Annotated in this window: 16 protein-coding genes; 8 read left to right on the top strand and 8 right to left on the bottom strand. The window is 65.2% G+C overall.

The window, feature by feature from the left end; genetic code table 11:
- Window positions 1–38: 38 nt before the first annotated feature.
- Entirely contained in the window at window positions 39–428 is a 390-nt protein-coding gene (locus BMY06_RS22360) for a 2-oxoglutarate dehydrogenase (RefSeq protein ID WP_074985296.1), read from the top strand.
- A gap of 50 nt (window positions 429–478) precedes the next feature.
- Here the strand turns inward: BMY06_RS22360 and BMY06_RS22355 are convergent, their stop codons facing one another.
- Together BMY06_RS22355 and BMY06_RS22350 are read right to left on the bottom strand one after the other, a co-directional pair.
- Complete coding sequence (locus BMY06_RS22355; protein ID WP_074985295.1) at window positions 479–2,164, bottom strand: tannase/feruloyl esterase family alpha/beta hydrolase; 1,686 nt, start codon at window positions 2,162–2,164, stop codon at window positions 479–481.
- Between the two features lie 123 nt (window positions 2,165–2,287).
- On the bottom strand, window positions 2,288–3,862 hold the full coding sequence (locus BMY06_RS22350) for an MFS transporter (RefSeq protein WP_080180756.1): 1,575 nt from the start codon (window positions 3,860–3,862) through the stop codon (window positions 2,288–2,290).
- 122 nt (window positions 3,863–3,984) lie between these two features.
- Here BMY06_RS22350 and BMY06_RS22345 point away from each other — a divergent pair, with 122 nt between their 5' ends.
- Both BMY06_RS22345 and BMY06_RS22340 read left to right on the top strand, forming a co-directional pair.
- Complete coding sequence (locus BMY06_RS22345) at window positions 3,985–4,890, top strand: LysR family transcriptional regulator (protein WP_074985293.1); 906 nt, start codon at window positions 3,985–3,987, stop codon at window positions 4,888–4,890.
- 77 nt (window positions 4,891–4,967) lie between these two features.
- Window positions 4,968–5,234, top strand: a complete 267-nt coding sequence (locus BMY06_RS22340; protein ID WP_065059710.1) for a DUF1488 family protein — start codon at window positions 4,968–4,970, stop codon at window positions 5,232–5,234.
- 72 nt (window positions 5,235–5,306) lie between these two features.
- On the opposite strand, the gene BMY06_RS22335 is transcribed toward BMY06_RS22340, so the two are convergent.
- Window positions 5,307–5,567 carry a DUF1488 family protein gene (locus BMY06_RS22335; RefSeq protein ID WP_065059709.1) on the bottom strand — a complete coding sequence of 87 codons (261 nt, stop codon included), beginning with the start codon at window positions 5,565–5,567 and terminating at the stop codon, window positions 5,307–5,309.
- 368 nt (window positions 5,568–5,935) lie between these two features.
- On the opposite strand from BMY06_RS22335, the gene BMY06_RS22330 reads away from it, so the two are divergent.
- Window positions 5,936–6,250 carry a chemotaxis protein gene (locus BMY06_RS22330; protein ID WP_065059844.1) on the top strand — a complete coding sequence of 105 codons (315 nt, stop codon included), beginning with the start codon at window positions 5,936–5,938 and terminating at the stop codon, window positions 6,248–6,250.
- A gap of 61 nt (window positions 6,251–6,311) precedes the next feature.
- Window positions 6,312–7,655: a cation:proton antiporter domain-containing protein gene (locus BMY06_RS22325; RefSeq protein WP_074985291.1), complete on the top strand. Its 1,344-nt coding sequence runs from the start codon at window positions 6,312–6,314 to the stop codon at window positions 7,653–7,655.
- A gap of 51 nt (window positions 7,656–7,706) precedes the next feature.
- On the opposite strand, the gene BMY06_RS22320 is transcribed toward BMY06_RS22325, so the two are convergent.
- The 4 genes from BMY06_RS22320 to BMY06_RS22305 all read right to left on the bottom strand — a co-directional run bounded on the left by BMY06_RS22320 (window position 7,707) and on the right by BMY06_RS22305 (window position 10,604).
- On the bottom strand, window positions 7,707–7,925 hold the full coding sequence (locus tag BMY06_RS22320) for a hypothetical protein (RefSeq protein ID WP_065059707.1): 219 nt from the start codon (window positions 7,923–7,925) through the stop codon (window positions 7,707–7,709).
- Window positions 7,926–8,052: 127 nt separating this feature from the next.
- Window positions 8,053–8,469, bottom strand: a complete 417-nt coding sequence (locus BMY06_RS22315) for an SRPBCC family protein (RefSeq protein ID WP_074985289.1) — start codon at window positions 8,467–8,469, stop codon at window positions 8,053–8,055.
- 80 nt (window positions 8,470–8,549) lie between these two features.
- Entirely contained in the window at window positions 8,550–9,356 is an 807-nt protein-coding gene (gene dkgB, locus BMY06_RS22310; RefSeq protein WP_074985287.1) for a 2,5-didehydrogluconate reductase DkgB, read from the bottom strand.
- Window positions 9,357–9,398: 42 nt separating this feature from the next.
- Window positions 9,399–10,604 carry an MFS transporter gene (locus BMY06_RS22305; protein WP_074985285.1) on the bottom strand — a complete coding sequence of 402 codons (1,206 nt, stop codon included), beginning with the start codon at window positions 10,602–10,604 and terminating at the stop codon, window positions 9,399–9,401.
- 105 nt (window positions 10,605–10,709) lie between these two features.
- Here BMY06_RS22305 and BMY06_RS22300 point away from each other — a divergent pair, with 105 nt between their 5' ends.
- From BMY06_RS22300 to tehA, 3 genes are all read left to right on the top strand, one after another.
- Window positions 10,710–11,612, top strand: coding sequence for a LysR family transcriptional regulator (locus tag BMY06_RS22300; protein ID WP_065059704.1), 903 nt, complete (start codon window positions 10,710–10,712; stop codon window positions 11,610–11,612).
- A 235-nt stretch (window positions 11,613–11,847) separates the two neighbouring features.
- Window positions 11,848–12,993, top strand: coding sequence for an Ig-like domain-containing protein (locus BMY06_RS22295; RefSeq protein WP_074985283.1), 1,146 nt, complete (start codon window positions 11,848–11,850; stop codon window positions 12,991–12,993).
- Window positions 12,994–13,144: 151 nt separating this feature from the next.
- Window positions 13,145–14,152, top strand: a complete 1,008-nt coding sequence (tehA, locus tag BMY06_RS22290) for a dicarboxylate transporter/tellurite-resistance protein TehA (protein ID WP_074985281.1) — start codon at window positions 13,145–13,147, stop codon at window positions 14,150–14,152.
- A gap of 67 nt (window positions 14,153–14,219) precedes the next feature.
- On the opposite strand, the gene BMY06_RS22285 is transcribed toward tehA, so the two are convergent.
- Window positions 14,220–15,386 carry a mandelate racemase/muconate lactonizing enzyme family protein gene (locus BMY06_RS22285; RefSeq protein ID WP_074985280.1) on the bottom strand — a complete coding sequence of 389 codons (1,167 nt, stop codon included), beginning with the start codon at window positions 15,384–15,386 and terminating at the stop codon, window positions 14,220–14,222.
- Window positions 15,387–15,410: the final 24 nt, after the last annotated feature.

Here is a 15,410-nt window from a genome sequence, read left to right as displayed (position 1 = left end):
GCGAGGACCGGTTCTTCATCTATTGAAAGCGAGTGATCATGTCTTTATTCGACAAGCTCTGCTGCATCGTGCCGCTCGTCGTGTGCGCGGCCGCCGTCAACGCGCAGGCGGCCACGCAATCCGTGGCGCCCGTGCAGCTTCCGCAAGGCGCACATGGCGTCGATGGGCCGTTTTTTCCGTCGAACCGTCCCGCGCCTGTGACGCCCACCACGGGCACGCAATTGCAGGACGAGGCGCAGTCTCGGATCGAAGCGCGGCTCGGCGCGAATGCCTCGCTCAGTAACGGCGCGTCGATTACGAAAACCCAGGCGCAAGACAGCGGACTCGGTTATATCGCGCAGCATTTCGATCAGATCGACACGGCGCATACGGGCCGCGTGTCGATGAGCGATATACGGACGTATCTGCAAAAGCAGCAGCGTCAGTAAGCATTGCAGTTCGGACAGGGTTTAACGCGGGCACGACGCGCGTGCGTAATTCAGGGTGAAGAAGGCGTTGCGCACGCGTAATTGCTCGCGAGATTCAGATTGCCCTTGCCGAGATAACGCGGATACGCGGGATAGCGGCACAAAGGCCGCGTGCGTCCGTTCGTGTCTTGCGCGATATCGGTGGTCACGAGCGTATCCGGCGCGTTGCCTCGCGAAACCCAGTCGTCGAGCGCGCCGATCAGATCGACGGACGGAATGAACACGCCGTTGCCGTGCTGATAACCCGGCACCATGTAAAGCCGCATGAAACTGTCCACGCGCACCTGGCCGTAACGCGCGACGAGACCTTCATACGAGGCGATGGTCTGATTCGGGCTGATGACTTCGTCTGCGAGTCCGTGCAGCGTGATGAGTTTGCCGCCGCGCGCGATGTAATGCGCGATGTCCGGATTCATCGCGCCGATGGTCGCCGAAAGCGTGGCGAGCCGCTGCTGATAACGGCCCGGATGCATCACGTCGAAGTTCGACGAATCGAAGGTCGGGTCGTGCGTCACGAAGTATTTGAGGTAGGCGTCGCCTTGCGCGTAGAGATAGCCGTTCGCGCGAAACGTGAGTTGCGGCGAGCGCTCGGGCGAATGCGCAAGTCCGAGCAGGCTCGTGAAGCGCGTGCCCTGAAACACGTTGTAGCCGCGATAACGGTCGACATTCCAGGCGAGCGCGTACGGCAGATGCAGGCCGTCGCGCAGTTTTAGCAGCGTCGCGAGTTGCGGCGGCGTGAGGCAATCGTCGGCAGAAACGGACGGCGCGGCCGATGCAAGAGCATCGGCGGGACAGCGCAGCGAGTCGATGATTTTCGGCTCCAGCGCGCGGCAGGCTTCGACGTTGCTGATAATGCCGTCGCTGGCGCCGTCGAGCGTGTCGCACGCCTGCATCGTGCGCTCGTAGACGCGTTCGAGCAAAGCGGGCGGCACGAAGCCGCCGGGCACGCGATATTCGAGCCGCCCGAGTTCCACGCCGATCAATCTCACGCCCGAAAAATTCAGTGCAGGCGAATTGGCGATCACGCCGTCGTAATCGTCGGGATAGCGCTGGATGACCGTGTAGCCTTCGCGTCCGCCGGTCGATCCGCCGGCGAAATACATGTGCTCCGGCGCGCGTCCGTAGCCGCGTTCGATCAGCGCGAGCGCCACGTCGTGGGTTTTCTTCAGATGTGCATAGCCGAAGTTGACCACGGCTTCGTCGAGCAGGCCGAAGGTCGCGACCGAGGCGTCGCCGTTGTGGCCGGAGTCGTCGCCGAACGTGGCGTAGCCGCGCGCGAGCGGCGCGCGGTACGGCGAGAACGGCATCGGTCCGGTGCCGGTGACGACTACGCCGCTATAACCGCCGCCGCCAAATTGCAGCGCGCGGCCATTCCAGCGGCTCGGCAGATTCACTTCGAAGCGGATGTCCGGCGTGCCCGCCGTCTGTGCGCGGATCACGCCGGTCAGGCGGCAGAAGTCCCCGTTGAGGTTGCCGTTGGCCGTGGCGGGAATCATCGTGGCGGTTTGCACGAGCGCGCCGTTGGTCGGCAGGCCGATGGCGGCGGGCGGCAGCAGCGCGCCCGCGAGATCGGCGCAGTGCAGCGGCAGGTCGGGCGCGTGCTGGGCGTGCGCGATGCCGCTCGCGAGGAACGTGAGCGCCGCGCAGGCGGCCGCGTGGAAAGGAACGCTACGCGCGATCGCCCGGGACGGTTTCATCGCTCCATGAGGTAGTGGGTCGTGTCGGGAAGTGCGGCGGCGCGCGGCTCGCCTGACGGTCGCCGCGCGCAAGACCGCCAATATGACATAGATCGGCGGCGCGTTTGCAGGAAGACGCCATCTTCAACGCGTTGGGCTGCGCGAGAAAATCAGATAGCTGAGCACCGCAAGCGTGCAGACCGCGAGGCCGCCGTACAGCATCAGCGTGTTGAAACCGGCTTCGAGCGCGGCGCGGGCTGTCGTTTCAAAGTGCGGTTCAAAATGCGCGGGGTCGATCAAACCATCGCCCGGCGTGAGATTGCCCGCCGCCACGCGCGCGGCCAGCGCCTGCCACGACACCGTCTGCGCCGCGCCGCCGAGCGCGTCCTGCAGATGGCGCGCGACGCTCGCGACAAGCAGCGATCCCATCAGCGCGATGTTGATGGCGAGCGTCACCATGCGCGCGCTCATGTCGATGCCCGAGGCCATGCCCGCGCGGTCCGCCGAGACCGAACCGGTCGTCGTGTTCGTGACCGGCGTGTTGGTGATGCCTAGCCCCGCGCCCGCCACGAGGCAGCCGGGCAGCACGGCCAGCGCGTGGCCGTGGCCGAAGGCGCTGCCCGCGCGCATCAGCAGGAAGCCCAAGCCGATCGTGAAGAGGCCCGCCGGAATCGCGCGCGCGGGCTGCAAGCGCAGCGCGAGGCGCTCGCCGATGGGCGGGAACACGAGCGTCGGCAGCGTGTAGGCGAGCAGCGACAGTCCGGAAGCGAGCGGGCTTTCGTGCAATACGCTCTGGAAATAGATCGGCAAATAAATGATGAATGGCCAGAAGCTGAAGTTCATGCCGACCGAGCCGAGCAGCGCGCCCGAAAAGCTGCGGATTCTGAAAACCGAGAAGTCGAACATCGGATGCGCGGCGCGCAATTCGATCGCGACGAACGCCGCGAAACTGGCGGCGCTCGCGGCCAGCACGCTCAGCGCCGGCACGCTGAAAAAGCCGATATCCGCGCCTTGCGTGATGGTCCAGACGAAGCCGAACACCGCCGCCGACAGCGTGACCATGCCCGCGATGTCGAGCTTGCGCGCCTGCGGGTCGCGCGATTCGCGCACGCCGGCGAGCGCGAGGCCGAGCGTCGCCACGGCGATCGCCACATGCACCCAGAACACCCATTTCCAGCTCGACAGCGCCACGATCGCGCCGCCCACCAGCGGGCCGAATCCGAGGCCGATGCCGAGCACGATCCCCCACGCGCTGAATGCCCGTGCGCGCGCCGCGCCTTGCGGAAACTGATGCGAGAGCACGGCCACGAGGCAGATGAGCATCGCGCCGCCGCTCGCGCCTTGCACGAAGCGGCTCGCGATCAGCGCCGTCGTGCTCGACGCCAGTCCGCACAGCCAGGACGCCGCGCCGAACAGCACGATGGTGACGACGAACACGCGCTTGCGGCCGAAGCGGTCGGCGAGCGTGCCGGTCGCCATCAGCACGGTCGTGCACGCGAGCGTGTAGGCGTTCATGATCCATTGCATCTGCTTGAAGTCGCCGTGCAGCACGACTTCGAGCGTCGGCAGAATCATCGGCACGCTCGAAATTTCGAGCGAAAACATCATGGCCGCGAGGCAGACGGCGATCAGCGCGAGGGCGTTCCGGCGCATCTGCGTGGGGCGCAGCGGGTCATGGGTTTCGCGGGCGAGGTCTTGCCCGAGTTCGGATAGCTGCATGTGGGGACTCCAGGTGAGCGGGGGAGATTCGCATGTCGTCGAATCGGCTACACTCAGTTTATGGGAATGGAATTCCCGTATTGACGCGTTTGTGTCCCTGTCATGATTCCTGTGAGGAACCAATGAACGACAAACTGGATGGTGTTGCGACCTTCGTGCAGGTCGTGGAGGCGGGCAGCTTCGCGCTGGCGGCCGAGCGGCTGAATCTCACGCGCTCGGCGGTCGGCAAGGCCATTACGCGGCTGGAAACGCGGCTGGGCGTGCGCCTGCTTCATCGCAGCACGCGTAGCCAGACGCTGACGACCGAAGGGCAGTGCTATTACGAGCGCTGCGTGCGCGCGCTCGCGGAACTCGACGACGCCGAAGCCTCATTCGACATCAGCCGCGTGGAGCCGGGCGGGCGGCTGCGCGTGAGCGTGCCCGAGGCGTTCGGGCATTGGTGCGTCGCGCCGGTGCTGCTCGATCTCGCGCGGCAGTATCCGCAATTGCAGATCGATCTGTCTTTCACGGACCGCTATACCGATCTGATCGAAGAGGGGGTGGATCTTGCCGTGCGCATCGGCGAGTTGCGCGACAGCACCACGCTGGCGGCGCGCCATCTGGGCACGCAGCACATCGTGATCGCCGCGGCGCCCGCGTATCTGGCGCAACACGGCACGCCCGCCAGTCTCGCCGATCTCGCGGATCACACCGGCATCGCCTATTCGCGCGCGGGCGTGATCGCACCGTGGGACGCGCGCGGCCCGAACGCGCAGACGCAGCCCGTGCGTATCCGCACGCAGATCAGCATGGACGATGTGCAGGCGATCGCGAGCGCCGCCATCGACGGTCATGGGTTGGCGTGGCTGCCTTGCTGGCTGGTCGCGCGTCATCTGGCGAGCGGCGCGCTCGTGCCGGTCCTCGACAGCTATCGCGTGCGTTCGCAGGAAATCTATGCGGTGTGGCCGCAGGTGCGGAACCTGCGCGCGAAGACGCGCGTGGCCATCGACGCCTTGAGGGCGCGCATTCCGGAGATGATTGGCACCTGATTCGATCGGGCAGCGCGGGCGCGAAAAATGCGCTTTTGCCCAGCGCGCATACGGTGCGCTTTCGTCGGAGAACTACGTTGCTAATAAATTTTCCATCCGGACCCGCATTCTGGACGACGAACCGGACTATTGCGTTCGCGGCATTCGTCGATGGCGTCGAGGTGATCTGCGAGTTGTCGCTCGAAGCCATAGAAGAGCATTTCGGTGCGAGCCGTTCGCGTCGCGACAGCATGATCGCCGCGTTCGACCGTCATCGCAGCCGCATCGAAGCGGTGGCGCAACGCGTCATTCCGCAGCGTCTCGCGGCGGGACGGTGTCCGCTGTTTTCTCGCGACTTTTATTGAATGACCCGAATCACGCGAATGTGGGGAAGGGAGCGAGCGCGCCGCGCGCATCCCGGCGCGCGGCGCGTCGATTCACGAGAAATCGCCGGGTTCGAGCTCGAGCGACTGACCGCCATTCTTCGAGAGCGCATGACGTGCCGCGCGCTCAATGGTGGGCCGATTGGCGTCGAACGCACTCAATAGCGAACTCGACGACGTGCCTTCATTGCCGAAGCGTGTATTGAGCGCGTCCATCGACACGCTGCACCAGACCGGCCTGTCGTCGACGTGCGCTTCGAACGCAATGCGCGCAGCCGCCACGCTATGACGTCGATTCGTAAACTCGATTCTCATCTCGATCCTCCGTGAAGTTTGGCGTAGTGAAAATGCCCGGCGCCAATCCTCTGCGGATTGGCCGGGCCTGTCTGGCGCAGCAAGGTGCAGTCCTGCCGGTCCTTGCATGACTTGCCACGCGAAACGCTGTTACGTCCTCGGTGTACTTCATTATGCGCGAGAAAAAAAATCGCGCACTGCGTGTCTTTCAGCTCTACGAATCGTAGGCGTTCGCGCGGCATATGTCAGTTTTTATCGATGAAGGTAATTTCGACTTTGTCGGTAAAAACATACCGGCAAACATAGCGGCGCTCATTATGGTTCGAGCCGGGTTCGGCGTTTGCACAGGTGAGTGTGTGCCATGCACGACAACCGTGACGGAGGACATCATGACCAGCACACTCGACCCCGACAACGACAACGCAGGCGAAGAGACGCCGCCCGTCGCGCCCGGACACGATATCGAATCGCTCGGACCCGGCGACTCCTCGGATAGCGGCAGCGATACGCTCGGCGCGAAGCGCCACGAATTCGACCGCGATACGGAGCTCGACAATCACGCGCTCGAATTAGGCGCGGATGAAGAACGCAGCGACACCGACCGAAGCGGCACGGGCGAACGCGCGTCCGCCGACGGCGACGAAACCCTGCGTCCCGACGATGATGTGTTGCCCGATCGCATCGAAGGTCCGGAAGACATTTAGCCTCGACGGATGACGCGCAGGCAGTTCTCATCGACACAAGGAAAAGGAAAACGCACGAGCGATGTCGGACGAAGCATTGTGGTTTTTACTGGTCGGCGTGCTGCTGATGTTCGTGGCGCTCGCGCGCGGGCCGATCGCGCGCCTGCCGCTCACGGGTGCGATGATTTATCTCGCGGTGGGCGTCGTGGTCGGACCAGGCGTGCTGGGTCTCGTTCACGCCGATCTTGCCGACAACGCGTCCACGCTTGCGGTGCTGGCCGAAGCCGGGCTCGTGATCTCGCTGTTTTCGGTGGGCATGCATTTGCGCGTGCGTCTGCTCGATCCGCTCTGGATCTTGCCGCTGCGGCTCGGCGTGGTCGCGATGGCGATCAGCGTCGCGTTGATGTTCGGCTTCGGCCTTGCGATGGGCGCCGCGCCTGGCGTTGCGCTATTTCTCGCCGCCGCTTTGGCGCCGACCGATCCGGTGCTTGCCAACGAATTGCGCGTGCAGGAAGCGGGCGACGCGGAACCCGTGCGCTTCGCGCTGTCCGGCGAAGGCGGACTCAACGACGGCGCGGCCTTGCCGTTCGCCTTGCTCGGCCTCGCGTTGTGCGGCGTGCACGTCACGGGCATGGCGAACGCGGCGACCTTCGCGCTCTCGCTCGTCTGGGGCGTTGCGGGGGCGCTGCTGGTCGGCGCGGTGCTGGCCACGCTGTGCGTGCGCCTCGTTTTTCATCTGCGTACGCGTTATGGCGAAGCGGTGGGTCTCGATGGCTTCATCGCCATCGGGCTCATGTCGGTCGCGTATGGCACCGCGTTGCTGCTGCACGCGTATGCGTTCGTGGCGGTGTTCGCGGCGGGCGTGGCGCTGCGCCACGAGGAATTGCGCGCGACCGGCGAGCGACGGCCCGCCGAGACGCTGGAGACCATTCAGCTTGGCGAGCGCGTGGAGGCCGCGAAAGATCCGCAGCGTGCGCACGTGTTGCTCGCGGAGAGCATGACGGGTTTCACGCTCGAAATCGAGCGCTTCGCCGAATTATCCGTACTGCTGATTATTGGCTGTGTGGTGTCGGCGCACTGGCGCGAGATGCTCGATTGGCGCGCGGTCTCGTTCGCGCTCGTGCTGGTGTTCGTGGTGCGTCCGCTTGCCGTGCTGGTGTCGATGATCGGCGCGCGTGCCGACTCGCGGCAGCGCTGCCTGATGGCCTGGATGGGGATTCGCGGCGTGGGCGCGTTCTATTACGCGGTCTGGGGACTGGCCGAAGCGGGCGATGTGCTGCGCCCCGTGCTGCCCGCGGCGCTCGACGCCATCGTCATCTCCGTGTTGCTGCATGGATCGACGGCGGGCTATGTGCTGGGCCGCTACTATCGGCATGAGGATGCACGGCGTGCACGCGAGCGGGCGCGTGGAAAAGCGGCGGCCTGAGCGCGCCGCTTGTTTTGATGCCTGGTCTTATCCGTGCGCTTATCCGTGCGCTTATCCGTGCGAATCCACCCACGCGCGCGCCCAGGAGAGCCCGGCGTCCTGCGCTTCCTGCTCGGTGTCGAAGGTGCCGAGTATGCCGGACGCTTCGACCAGCTTGAGGTCGAGCGTGATGGTGCCGCTTCCCGCATAGCGCTCGGGTGCGAGCAGTTCTTCCTGCTGCGCGATGGCATGTCCCCACAGGACATAGCCCTTGTATCGCTCTTGTTCCATCAGCGCGTCGCCTTGCGGGGTGGGGTGGATAAACCACCATTTTAAGGGAAATAGCGGGTCCGCAGGCGGGCGGCGATGCTGCGCTGCGATTTTGTGGCTAAAGTCGCAGCGCGGGATTATTGCAGCGTTATTTTTCGCTCAGCGACTTCAGCCGGTTCAACCCCGCGCGGTAGAGCACTGAGTAATGCCCAACAAGTGAATCCGCGTGGTGCGCATCGATCGGCTCGAAGCGGCTGGCCCACGTCACGGTCGTACGGTTTGCGTCGATACGCCGCGCCGACACCTCGGCCTCATAGCCCGTCACCGGATCGGGGCCTTCGACAATCGCATAGCGATAGAAGCGCTCCGTGTCGCTGTGCTCGAGTAGCGCTTCGACGATGATCGCGCCGTCGATCGCTTCGAGGTGGCGCAGACGCCCGTCGTCCGAAAGCCGCGACGAGCGCACGAATTCAAGCCAGCCGGGCAGGCCGTCGAAGTTGCCCAGCAAGGCCCAGACCGATTCCACGGGCGCGTCGATATCGACGGATACGCTCACGCTTGCCATCATTTTTCCTTTGAAAATACGTGTTGCGAGCTTCGCGGCGCGCACGCCGCGAAGCTTCGAAAAGCGGTCGATTCAGCGCCTCAGTCCCACTGTGCGGCGAGACCTTCGGGGCTCACTTCGCGGCCATTGCGTTCGAGCGCCGCGATCTGCGCCATGTCGTCGTCGCTGAGTTCGAGCGTCTGCGCCAGCAGGTTGCTCGCGAGATTTTCGCGTTTCGTCGACGAAGGAATCACCGAGTAGCCGAGCCGCAGCGCCCAGGCGAGCGCGACCTGGGCGGGCGTCGCGTGACGGCGTTCGGCGATGGCGCGGATCACCGGGTCGCCGAGCACCTTGCCATACGCGAGCGTCATGTACGAGGTCACGTGAATGCCTGCCTGCTGCAAGAAGTCGACGAGCTTGCGGTTTTGCAGGTATGGGCTCAATTCGATCTGATTCGTCGCAATGTTGTCCTTGCCGACCACGGCAATGGCCTGCTTCGTCAGTTCGATATTGAAATTCGACACGCCGATCTGCTTCGTCAGACCTTGCTGCTTTGCTTCGGCGAGGGCGCTCATGAATTCGTCGAGCGAGACGCCGTTGTTCGGCGCGGGCCAGTGGATCAGCGTGAGATCCACGGCGTCGGTGCGCAGTTTGTGGAGGCTGTCCTTGAGGCTTGGGATCAGCTTCTCGCGTGAATAGTGGTCGACCCAGATCTTGGTGGTCAGAAAGAGGTCGTCGCGCGCGACGCCCGAGGCCGCGATGGCTTCGCCGACTTCGGCTTCGTTGCCGTAGATCTGCGCGGTGTCGATGGCGCGATAGCCGAGTTCGAGACCGTTGCGCACCGAGTCGATGACGACTTGGCCTTGCAGGCGGAACGTGCCGAGACCGAATGCGGGAATGTTGCTCATGTTGGACTCCGTGAAGTAATCGATTGAAAAAGCAGCGTGAAATCAGCGCGCGGCGCTTGGCGCGGGCTGGCGATTCTGGGCGATCTGCACGAGCACCAGCGCGAGGCCCGAGACCGCGATCAGCGCACCGACCACCGGCACGGCGGCGTAGCTGAAGCCCGCCGAGATCGCCGCGCCGCCGGCCGCCGCGCCCACGGCGTTGCCGAGATTGAAGGCGCCCACGTTGACCGAGGAGGCGAGGCCCGGCGCTTCGGCGGCGGCGCGCATCACGCGCATCTGCAGCGGCGGCACCACGGCGAAGGTGGCGAGGCCCCACACGACCACGGCGAACGCCGCGCCCAGATGCGTTTTTGCGAGCAGCGGGAACGCCAGCATGATCGCGACCAGCAGCGTCAGGAACACGACGAGGCTGCCGTTGAGCGAGCGGTCCGCGAGCTTGCCGCCCGCCGCGTTGCCGATCGAAAAACCCACGCCGACGAGCACGAGCATGGCCGTGACGAAGGTCGGCGAGGCGCCCGTGATCTGTTCGAGCGTCGGCGCGATATAGGTGTAGAGCGTGAACATCGCACCCGCTCCCAGCACGGTGGTCGCCATCGCCGTGAGCACGGCCGGGCGCGTGAGCACCTGCAATTCGCCGCGCAGGTTGGGTGCCTGGCCCGCTGCGCCCTGGGGCAGCGCGACGCGCAGGATCAGCATCGTCAGCACGCCGAGCCCCGCGGTCGCCGCGAACGCCATCCGCCAGCCGATGGTCTGGCCGAGCCAGGTGGCCGCGGGCACGCCGCCGATATTGGCGATCGTCAGGCCCATGAACATGGTGGCGACGGCGCTCGCCTGCTTGTGGCGCGGCACCACGCTCGCGGCGACCAGCGAACCGAGGCCGAAGAACGCGCCGTGATTGAGGCTCGTGACGAGGCGCGCGAGCAGCAGTGTCGTGTAGTCCGAGGCGAACGCCGAGAGCAGGTTGCCGATCGTAAACAGGCTCATCAGCACGATCAGCGCGCTGCGGCGCGACCAGCGCGAGAGCGCGAGCGTCATCAGCGGCGCGCCGACCATCACGCCGATCGCGTAAGTGGTGATCAGCATGCCAGCGCGGGGAATCGACACGTGTACGCCCTCGGCGATCACGGGCAGCAGGCCCATCGGCGAGAACTCGGTGGTGCCGATGCTGAATGCGCCGATGGCGAGCGCCAGCAGCGAGAGCCAGGCGTGGCCTTCGCGTGCGGGCGCGGAAGTGAGGGGCGGGGTCATGGCGAAAGGGGCTCCAGCGGTTTTTTGAACAGGACGCAGTGTGCCCGCTTTACTTTTGCAGAAAAAGTCGTCTATAAACGAAAGAGTTTTGATTTCAAATCAAGAATGAAAGTCACACTGGATGAACTGCAAGCCTTCGTGAGCGTGGTCGATACGGGTTCGATCACGGCTGCCGCGCATCAGCTCGGGCTGACGATTTCGGCCACCAGCCGCACGCTGGGGCGTCTGGAAGACAAGCTCAGGACCACGTTGCTGCGGCGCACGACGCGGCGTCTCGAACTGACCGAGGAGGGCAGCGCGTTTCTGCGCGACGCGCGGGCGATCATCGCGTCGGTGGAGGGCGCGGAGGAGCAGATGGCCGCGCGCCGCGAACGGCCTTCGGGCCGCCTGCGGGTGGACGCGGCGACACCGTTCATGCTGCATGTGATCGTGCCGCTCGTGCAGGGCTATCGTGCGCGCTATCCGCAGATCGAGCTGGAGCTGAACAGCAACGAAGGGATCATCGATCTGCTGGAGCGGCGCACGGACGTCGCGATCCGCATCGGCCAGTTGAAGGACTCCACGCTGCACAGCAAGCCGGTCGGGCGTAGCCGCGTGCGCGTGCTCGCGAGTCCCGCGTATCTGAAGACGCACGGCCAGCCGCGCCGCGTCGCGGACCTCGCGAAGCACACGCTGCTGGGTTTCACCGAGCCCGAGGCGCTCAACGTCTGGCCGCTCGCGGGGCCGGATAACGCGCCGTATCGCATTGCGCCGGGCATCCGTTCGTCCAGCGGCGAGACGCTGCGGCAACTCGCGCTGGCGGGCGAAGGCATCGTCTGTCTGTCCGATTTCATGACGGCGCGCGACCGTGGCGAAGGCGCGCTCGTGCAGCTTTTTACAGCGCAGACGCTGGAGGTGCTGCAGCCGATCAACGCGGTCTACTACCGCAATACGGCGATTTCAGCGCGCATTGCGTCTTTCGTCGACTATCTGATCGAGGCGGTGCGCGACAGCGAATTCGCGCGGTGAGTGCGGTGCCTGGGCGGCTTCGTCATCGTTGCGCGCTCAACTCGCACCCTCAAGTCGCGCCCCATTTGGCCGACAAGGAGAAAGGCGCCGCCAGCACGCGCGCGCCGCTGCGATCCCCTGCATTTCATAAAGGTTGTACATGACGTTTTCGAGCCGAATCCCGCTACGGCTTTTTCGCCGGGATTTACGCCAGGTTTCAAGCCGGGTTGTAAGGGCGGCGCTGCTCGGCGCCGCGATGGTGTCCCTCAACGCGTGCGGCGGCGGCACGCCGGGCGACACCGCCACGACCAGCGCCACTGCCAGCACCGCCGTCACCACGAGCCTGAGCGTCACGCCCACCACGCTCGCGCTGGTGGTCGGCAAATCGGCGGCGGCGCAGGCGACCGTGCTGCCCGCGAGCAGCACGATCGCGTGGTCGAGCGGCGACACGTCGATTGCCACGGTTTCGTCGGCGGGCGCGGTGAGTTGCGTGGCAGCGGGCGCGGCCACGATCAGCGTGAGCACGACCGACGGTCACACGGCCACGATCGCCGTGACCTGCGCGAAGCCCTTTTCGATCTACGAGTTCCTGAAGCTCAAACAGTATCAGGACGCGAGCGGCACGCACTCGATCACCGATGCGTGGTTCGGGAGCGAGCGCATCGCGCCGCTCAACCTGATCTATTCGAGCAAGCTCGTGACGTGTCCGCTGTCCAGTTGCACGGACGAATACGACGTCGACAGCACCAAGATCGCGACCGCCGCCGAGGCCGCCGACAGCACCGGCAAGACGCCCGTTTCGCTCGACCTCGAAGTGTGGGACACGAAGCGCTTCTACCCGAGCGTGGCGACGGGCAACGGCCAGACCATCGTCGAGAATCTGAGCGAGGCGTTGCAATTGTTCAAGGCCGACAATCCGGGCGCCGTGGTCGGGCTTTACGGCGAAGTCCCGCAGAACACCTTCGGCTGGAGCAGTTCGACCGAGGCGACGTACAGCGCGCTCAATCCGCAATATGCGAGCGTGGCCGCGCTGGTCGATTACTACAGCCCGTCGCTGTACAACTACAACTACGACGGCACCGCGACCGGCGACGCCAACTGGAGTTCGGCCGCGAGCTTCGCCGTGTCCCAGTCGCGCGCGTTCGATACGCTCAACGGCACGTCGAAAAAGGTACTGCCGTACATCACGCCGATCTGGACCGACAGCGCGGGGACGGAACATCTACTTACCTACGACCAGATGACCTTCCGTCTCGACGCGTTGCGCGCGGCGGGCGCGGACGGCTGCATCCTGTGGATTTCGAGCAGTCAGGTCGATCCGTCGACGGGCGCGCTGCTCGTCATCGATACGACGTCGGGCTGGTTCAAGGCCGTGCTGGACTTCGCGCAGACGGCGTCGTGACGCGGCATGGCGCGCGCTTTCGGCGCGGATTTCGACGCTTGAGACGATCGGGCATATTCCTGAGCGCCCCCGGCATTCGCGCCAGACGCCCGCGCGCCTAAAGTCACTCCATCGAACGACGGCATCCGCCGTCTCAAGTCTGGAGTGGATCATGAACGCATGGATCACCAAGCATGAACCGATGCCGGCGGGCTTTTTCGGCATCGCAGTGGGCGCGCTGGCGCTGGCGGGCGCGTGGCGCGTCGCGGCGAAGCTTTGGGAAGTGCCGACGGTGGCGGCGCAGGTGCTGACCGTCGCCGCGCTCGTGGTGTGGGGCGCGATCACGGCAATGTATGCAATCAAGTGGATCGCGCACCGCGAGGCCGCGCGCAAGGAGTGGGCGCACGAAGTGCAGTCGTCGTTCGTCGCGCTCGGCCCGGTTTCGGCGATGCTGGCGGCGCAGGCGATCAAGCTCTGGTCGCCCGACCTCGCGCTGGCCTTGTTCGCGGTGGGCGCGGTCGCACAACTCGGCGTCGGTGTGATGCTGCACGGACGGCTCTGGCAGGGCGCGCGCAATGCGGAACTCGTCACGCCGGCGATCTATCTGCCGACCGTCGCGCCGGGCTTCGTGGCCGCGACCACGGCCGCCGCTTTCGGTCTGCCCGAACTCGCGATGCTGTTCTTCGGTGCGGGTGCGCTCTCGTGGCTCGCGATCGAATCGATGCTGCTCAACCGCGCCGCGCATGCCGCCCCGACGGCGCCCGCGCTGCGCCCTGGCTTCGGCGTGCAACTCGCGCCGCCGGTGGTCGGCGGCGTGGCGTGGATGGCGATTACCGGCACGGCGGCACATACGGGTTTGACGACGGGGCTGACCGGCACGACGGGTTTGATCGCTTACGCGCTGCTCGGCTACGGTCTGTATCAGGCGCTTCTGCTGCTGCGTCTGCTGCCGTGGATCCGTGCGCAAGCCTTCGCGCCGTCGTACTGGGCCTTCAGCTTCGGCACGGCCGCGCTGCCCACGCTGGCGATGCTGATCGCGCAAGGCGGCGCACCGCACTGGGAACACGAACTGGCGTTCGTGCTGTTCGCGGCCTCGAACCTGGTGATCGGCCTGTTGTTCTTCAAGACGGCCGCACTGCTGTGGGACGGCAAGCTGCTGCCGGCGCGCGCGGTGTCCTGATCGAGCGACACGTCATGCAAAAAAGCCTCACATTCGTGAGGCTTTTTTTCGTTAAACGCGCGCTTGTTCAGGCGGGCAGCTTCTGCATTTGCGCGTAGAGATCGGCCTTGCCCTCGAAGCCGATGCCTGGCAGATCCGGCATCGTGATGAAACCGTTCTCGACCTTCACGCCGTCGGGGAAGCCACCGAACGGCTGGAACAGATCCGGATACAACTCGTTGCCGCCCAGCCCGAGACCCGCCGCGATATTCAGCGACATCTGATGGCCGCCGTGCGGAATACAGCGGCTGCGCGACCAGCCATGCTGATGCAGCATGTCGAGCGTGCGCAGATATTCGACGAGACCATAGCTCAGCGCGCAATCGAATTGCAGCCAGTCGCGGTCCGCGCGCATGCCGCCGTAGCGGATCAGATTGCGCGCGTCCTGCATCGAGAACAGATTCTCGCCGGTCGCCATCGGCTTGTCGTAGTAGTTGCGCAGCGCGGCCTGCAATTCGAAGTCGAGCGGATCGCCCGCTTCCTCGTACCAGAACAGGTCGTATTGCGAGAGCGCCTTCGCGTACTGGATCGCGGTGTCGAGATCGAAGCGGCCGTTCGCATCGACCGCGAGTTTCTGGCCGTCGCCGAGCACGCTCAGAATCGAGTCGATGCGGCGCAGGTCCTCGTCGAGCGACGCGCCGCCAATCTTCTTCTTCACCACCGTGTAGCCGCGATCGAGATAGCTGCGCATCTCGTCCTTGAGCTTGTCGTGATTCTGGCCGGGATAGTAATAGCCGCCCGCCGCATAGACGAACACCTTGCGGTTCGGCTCGCCGTTGCCGTAGCGGTCGGCGAGCAGTTGAAAGAGCGGCTTGCCCGCGATCTTCGCCACCGCGTCCCACACGGCCATGTCGATCGTGCCGATCGCCACCGAGCGCTCGCCGTGGCCGCCGGGCTTCTCGTTGGTGAACATCGTCGCCCAGATTTTGTGCGGGTCGAGATTGTCGCCCGCGTCGTTGACGAGCGAGGCGGGATCGGCTTCGAGCAGGCGCGGAATGAAGCGCTCGCGCATGAGCTTGCCTTGACCGTAACGGCCATTCGAATTGAAACCGTAGCCGACGACCGGCTTGCCGTCGCGGATCACGTCGGTGATCACGGCGACGAGGCTCAGCGTCATCTTGCTGAAGTCGATATAGGCGTTGCGGATCGGCGAACTGATCGGCAGCGTTTGCTCGCGAATCTCGACGATTCTCATGAGGCGGTCTCCTGGATGGATGCG

Source organism: Paraburkholderia tropica (assembly GCF_900109265.1).
In the GTDB taxonomy this organism is placed as follows: domain Bacteria; phylum Pseudomonadota; class Gammaproteobacteria; order Burkholderiales; family Burkholderiaceae; genus Paraburkholderia; species Paraburkholderia tropica.
Note: the sequence above shows the minus strand (reverse complement) of the source record. Positions and strands in the feature narration are given on the sequence as shown.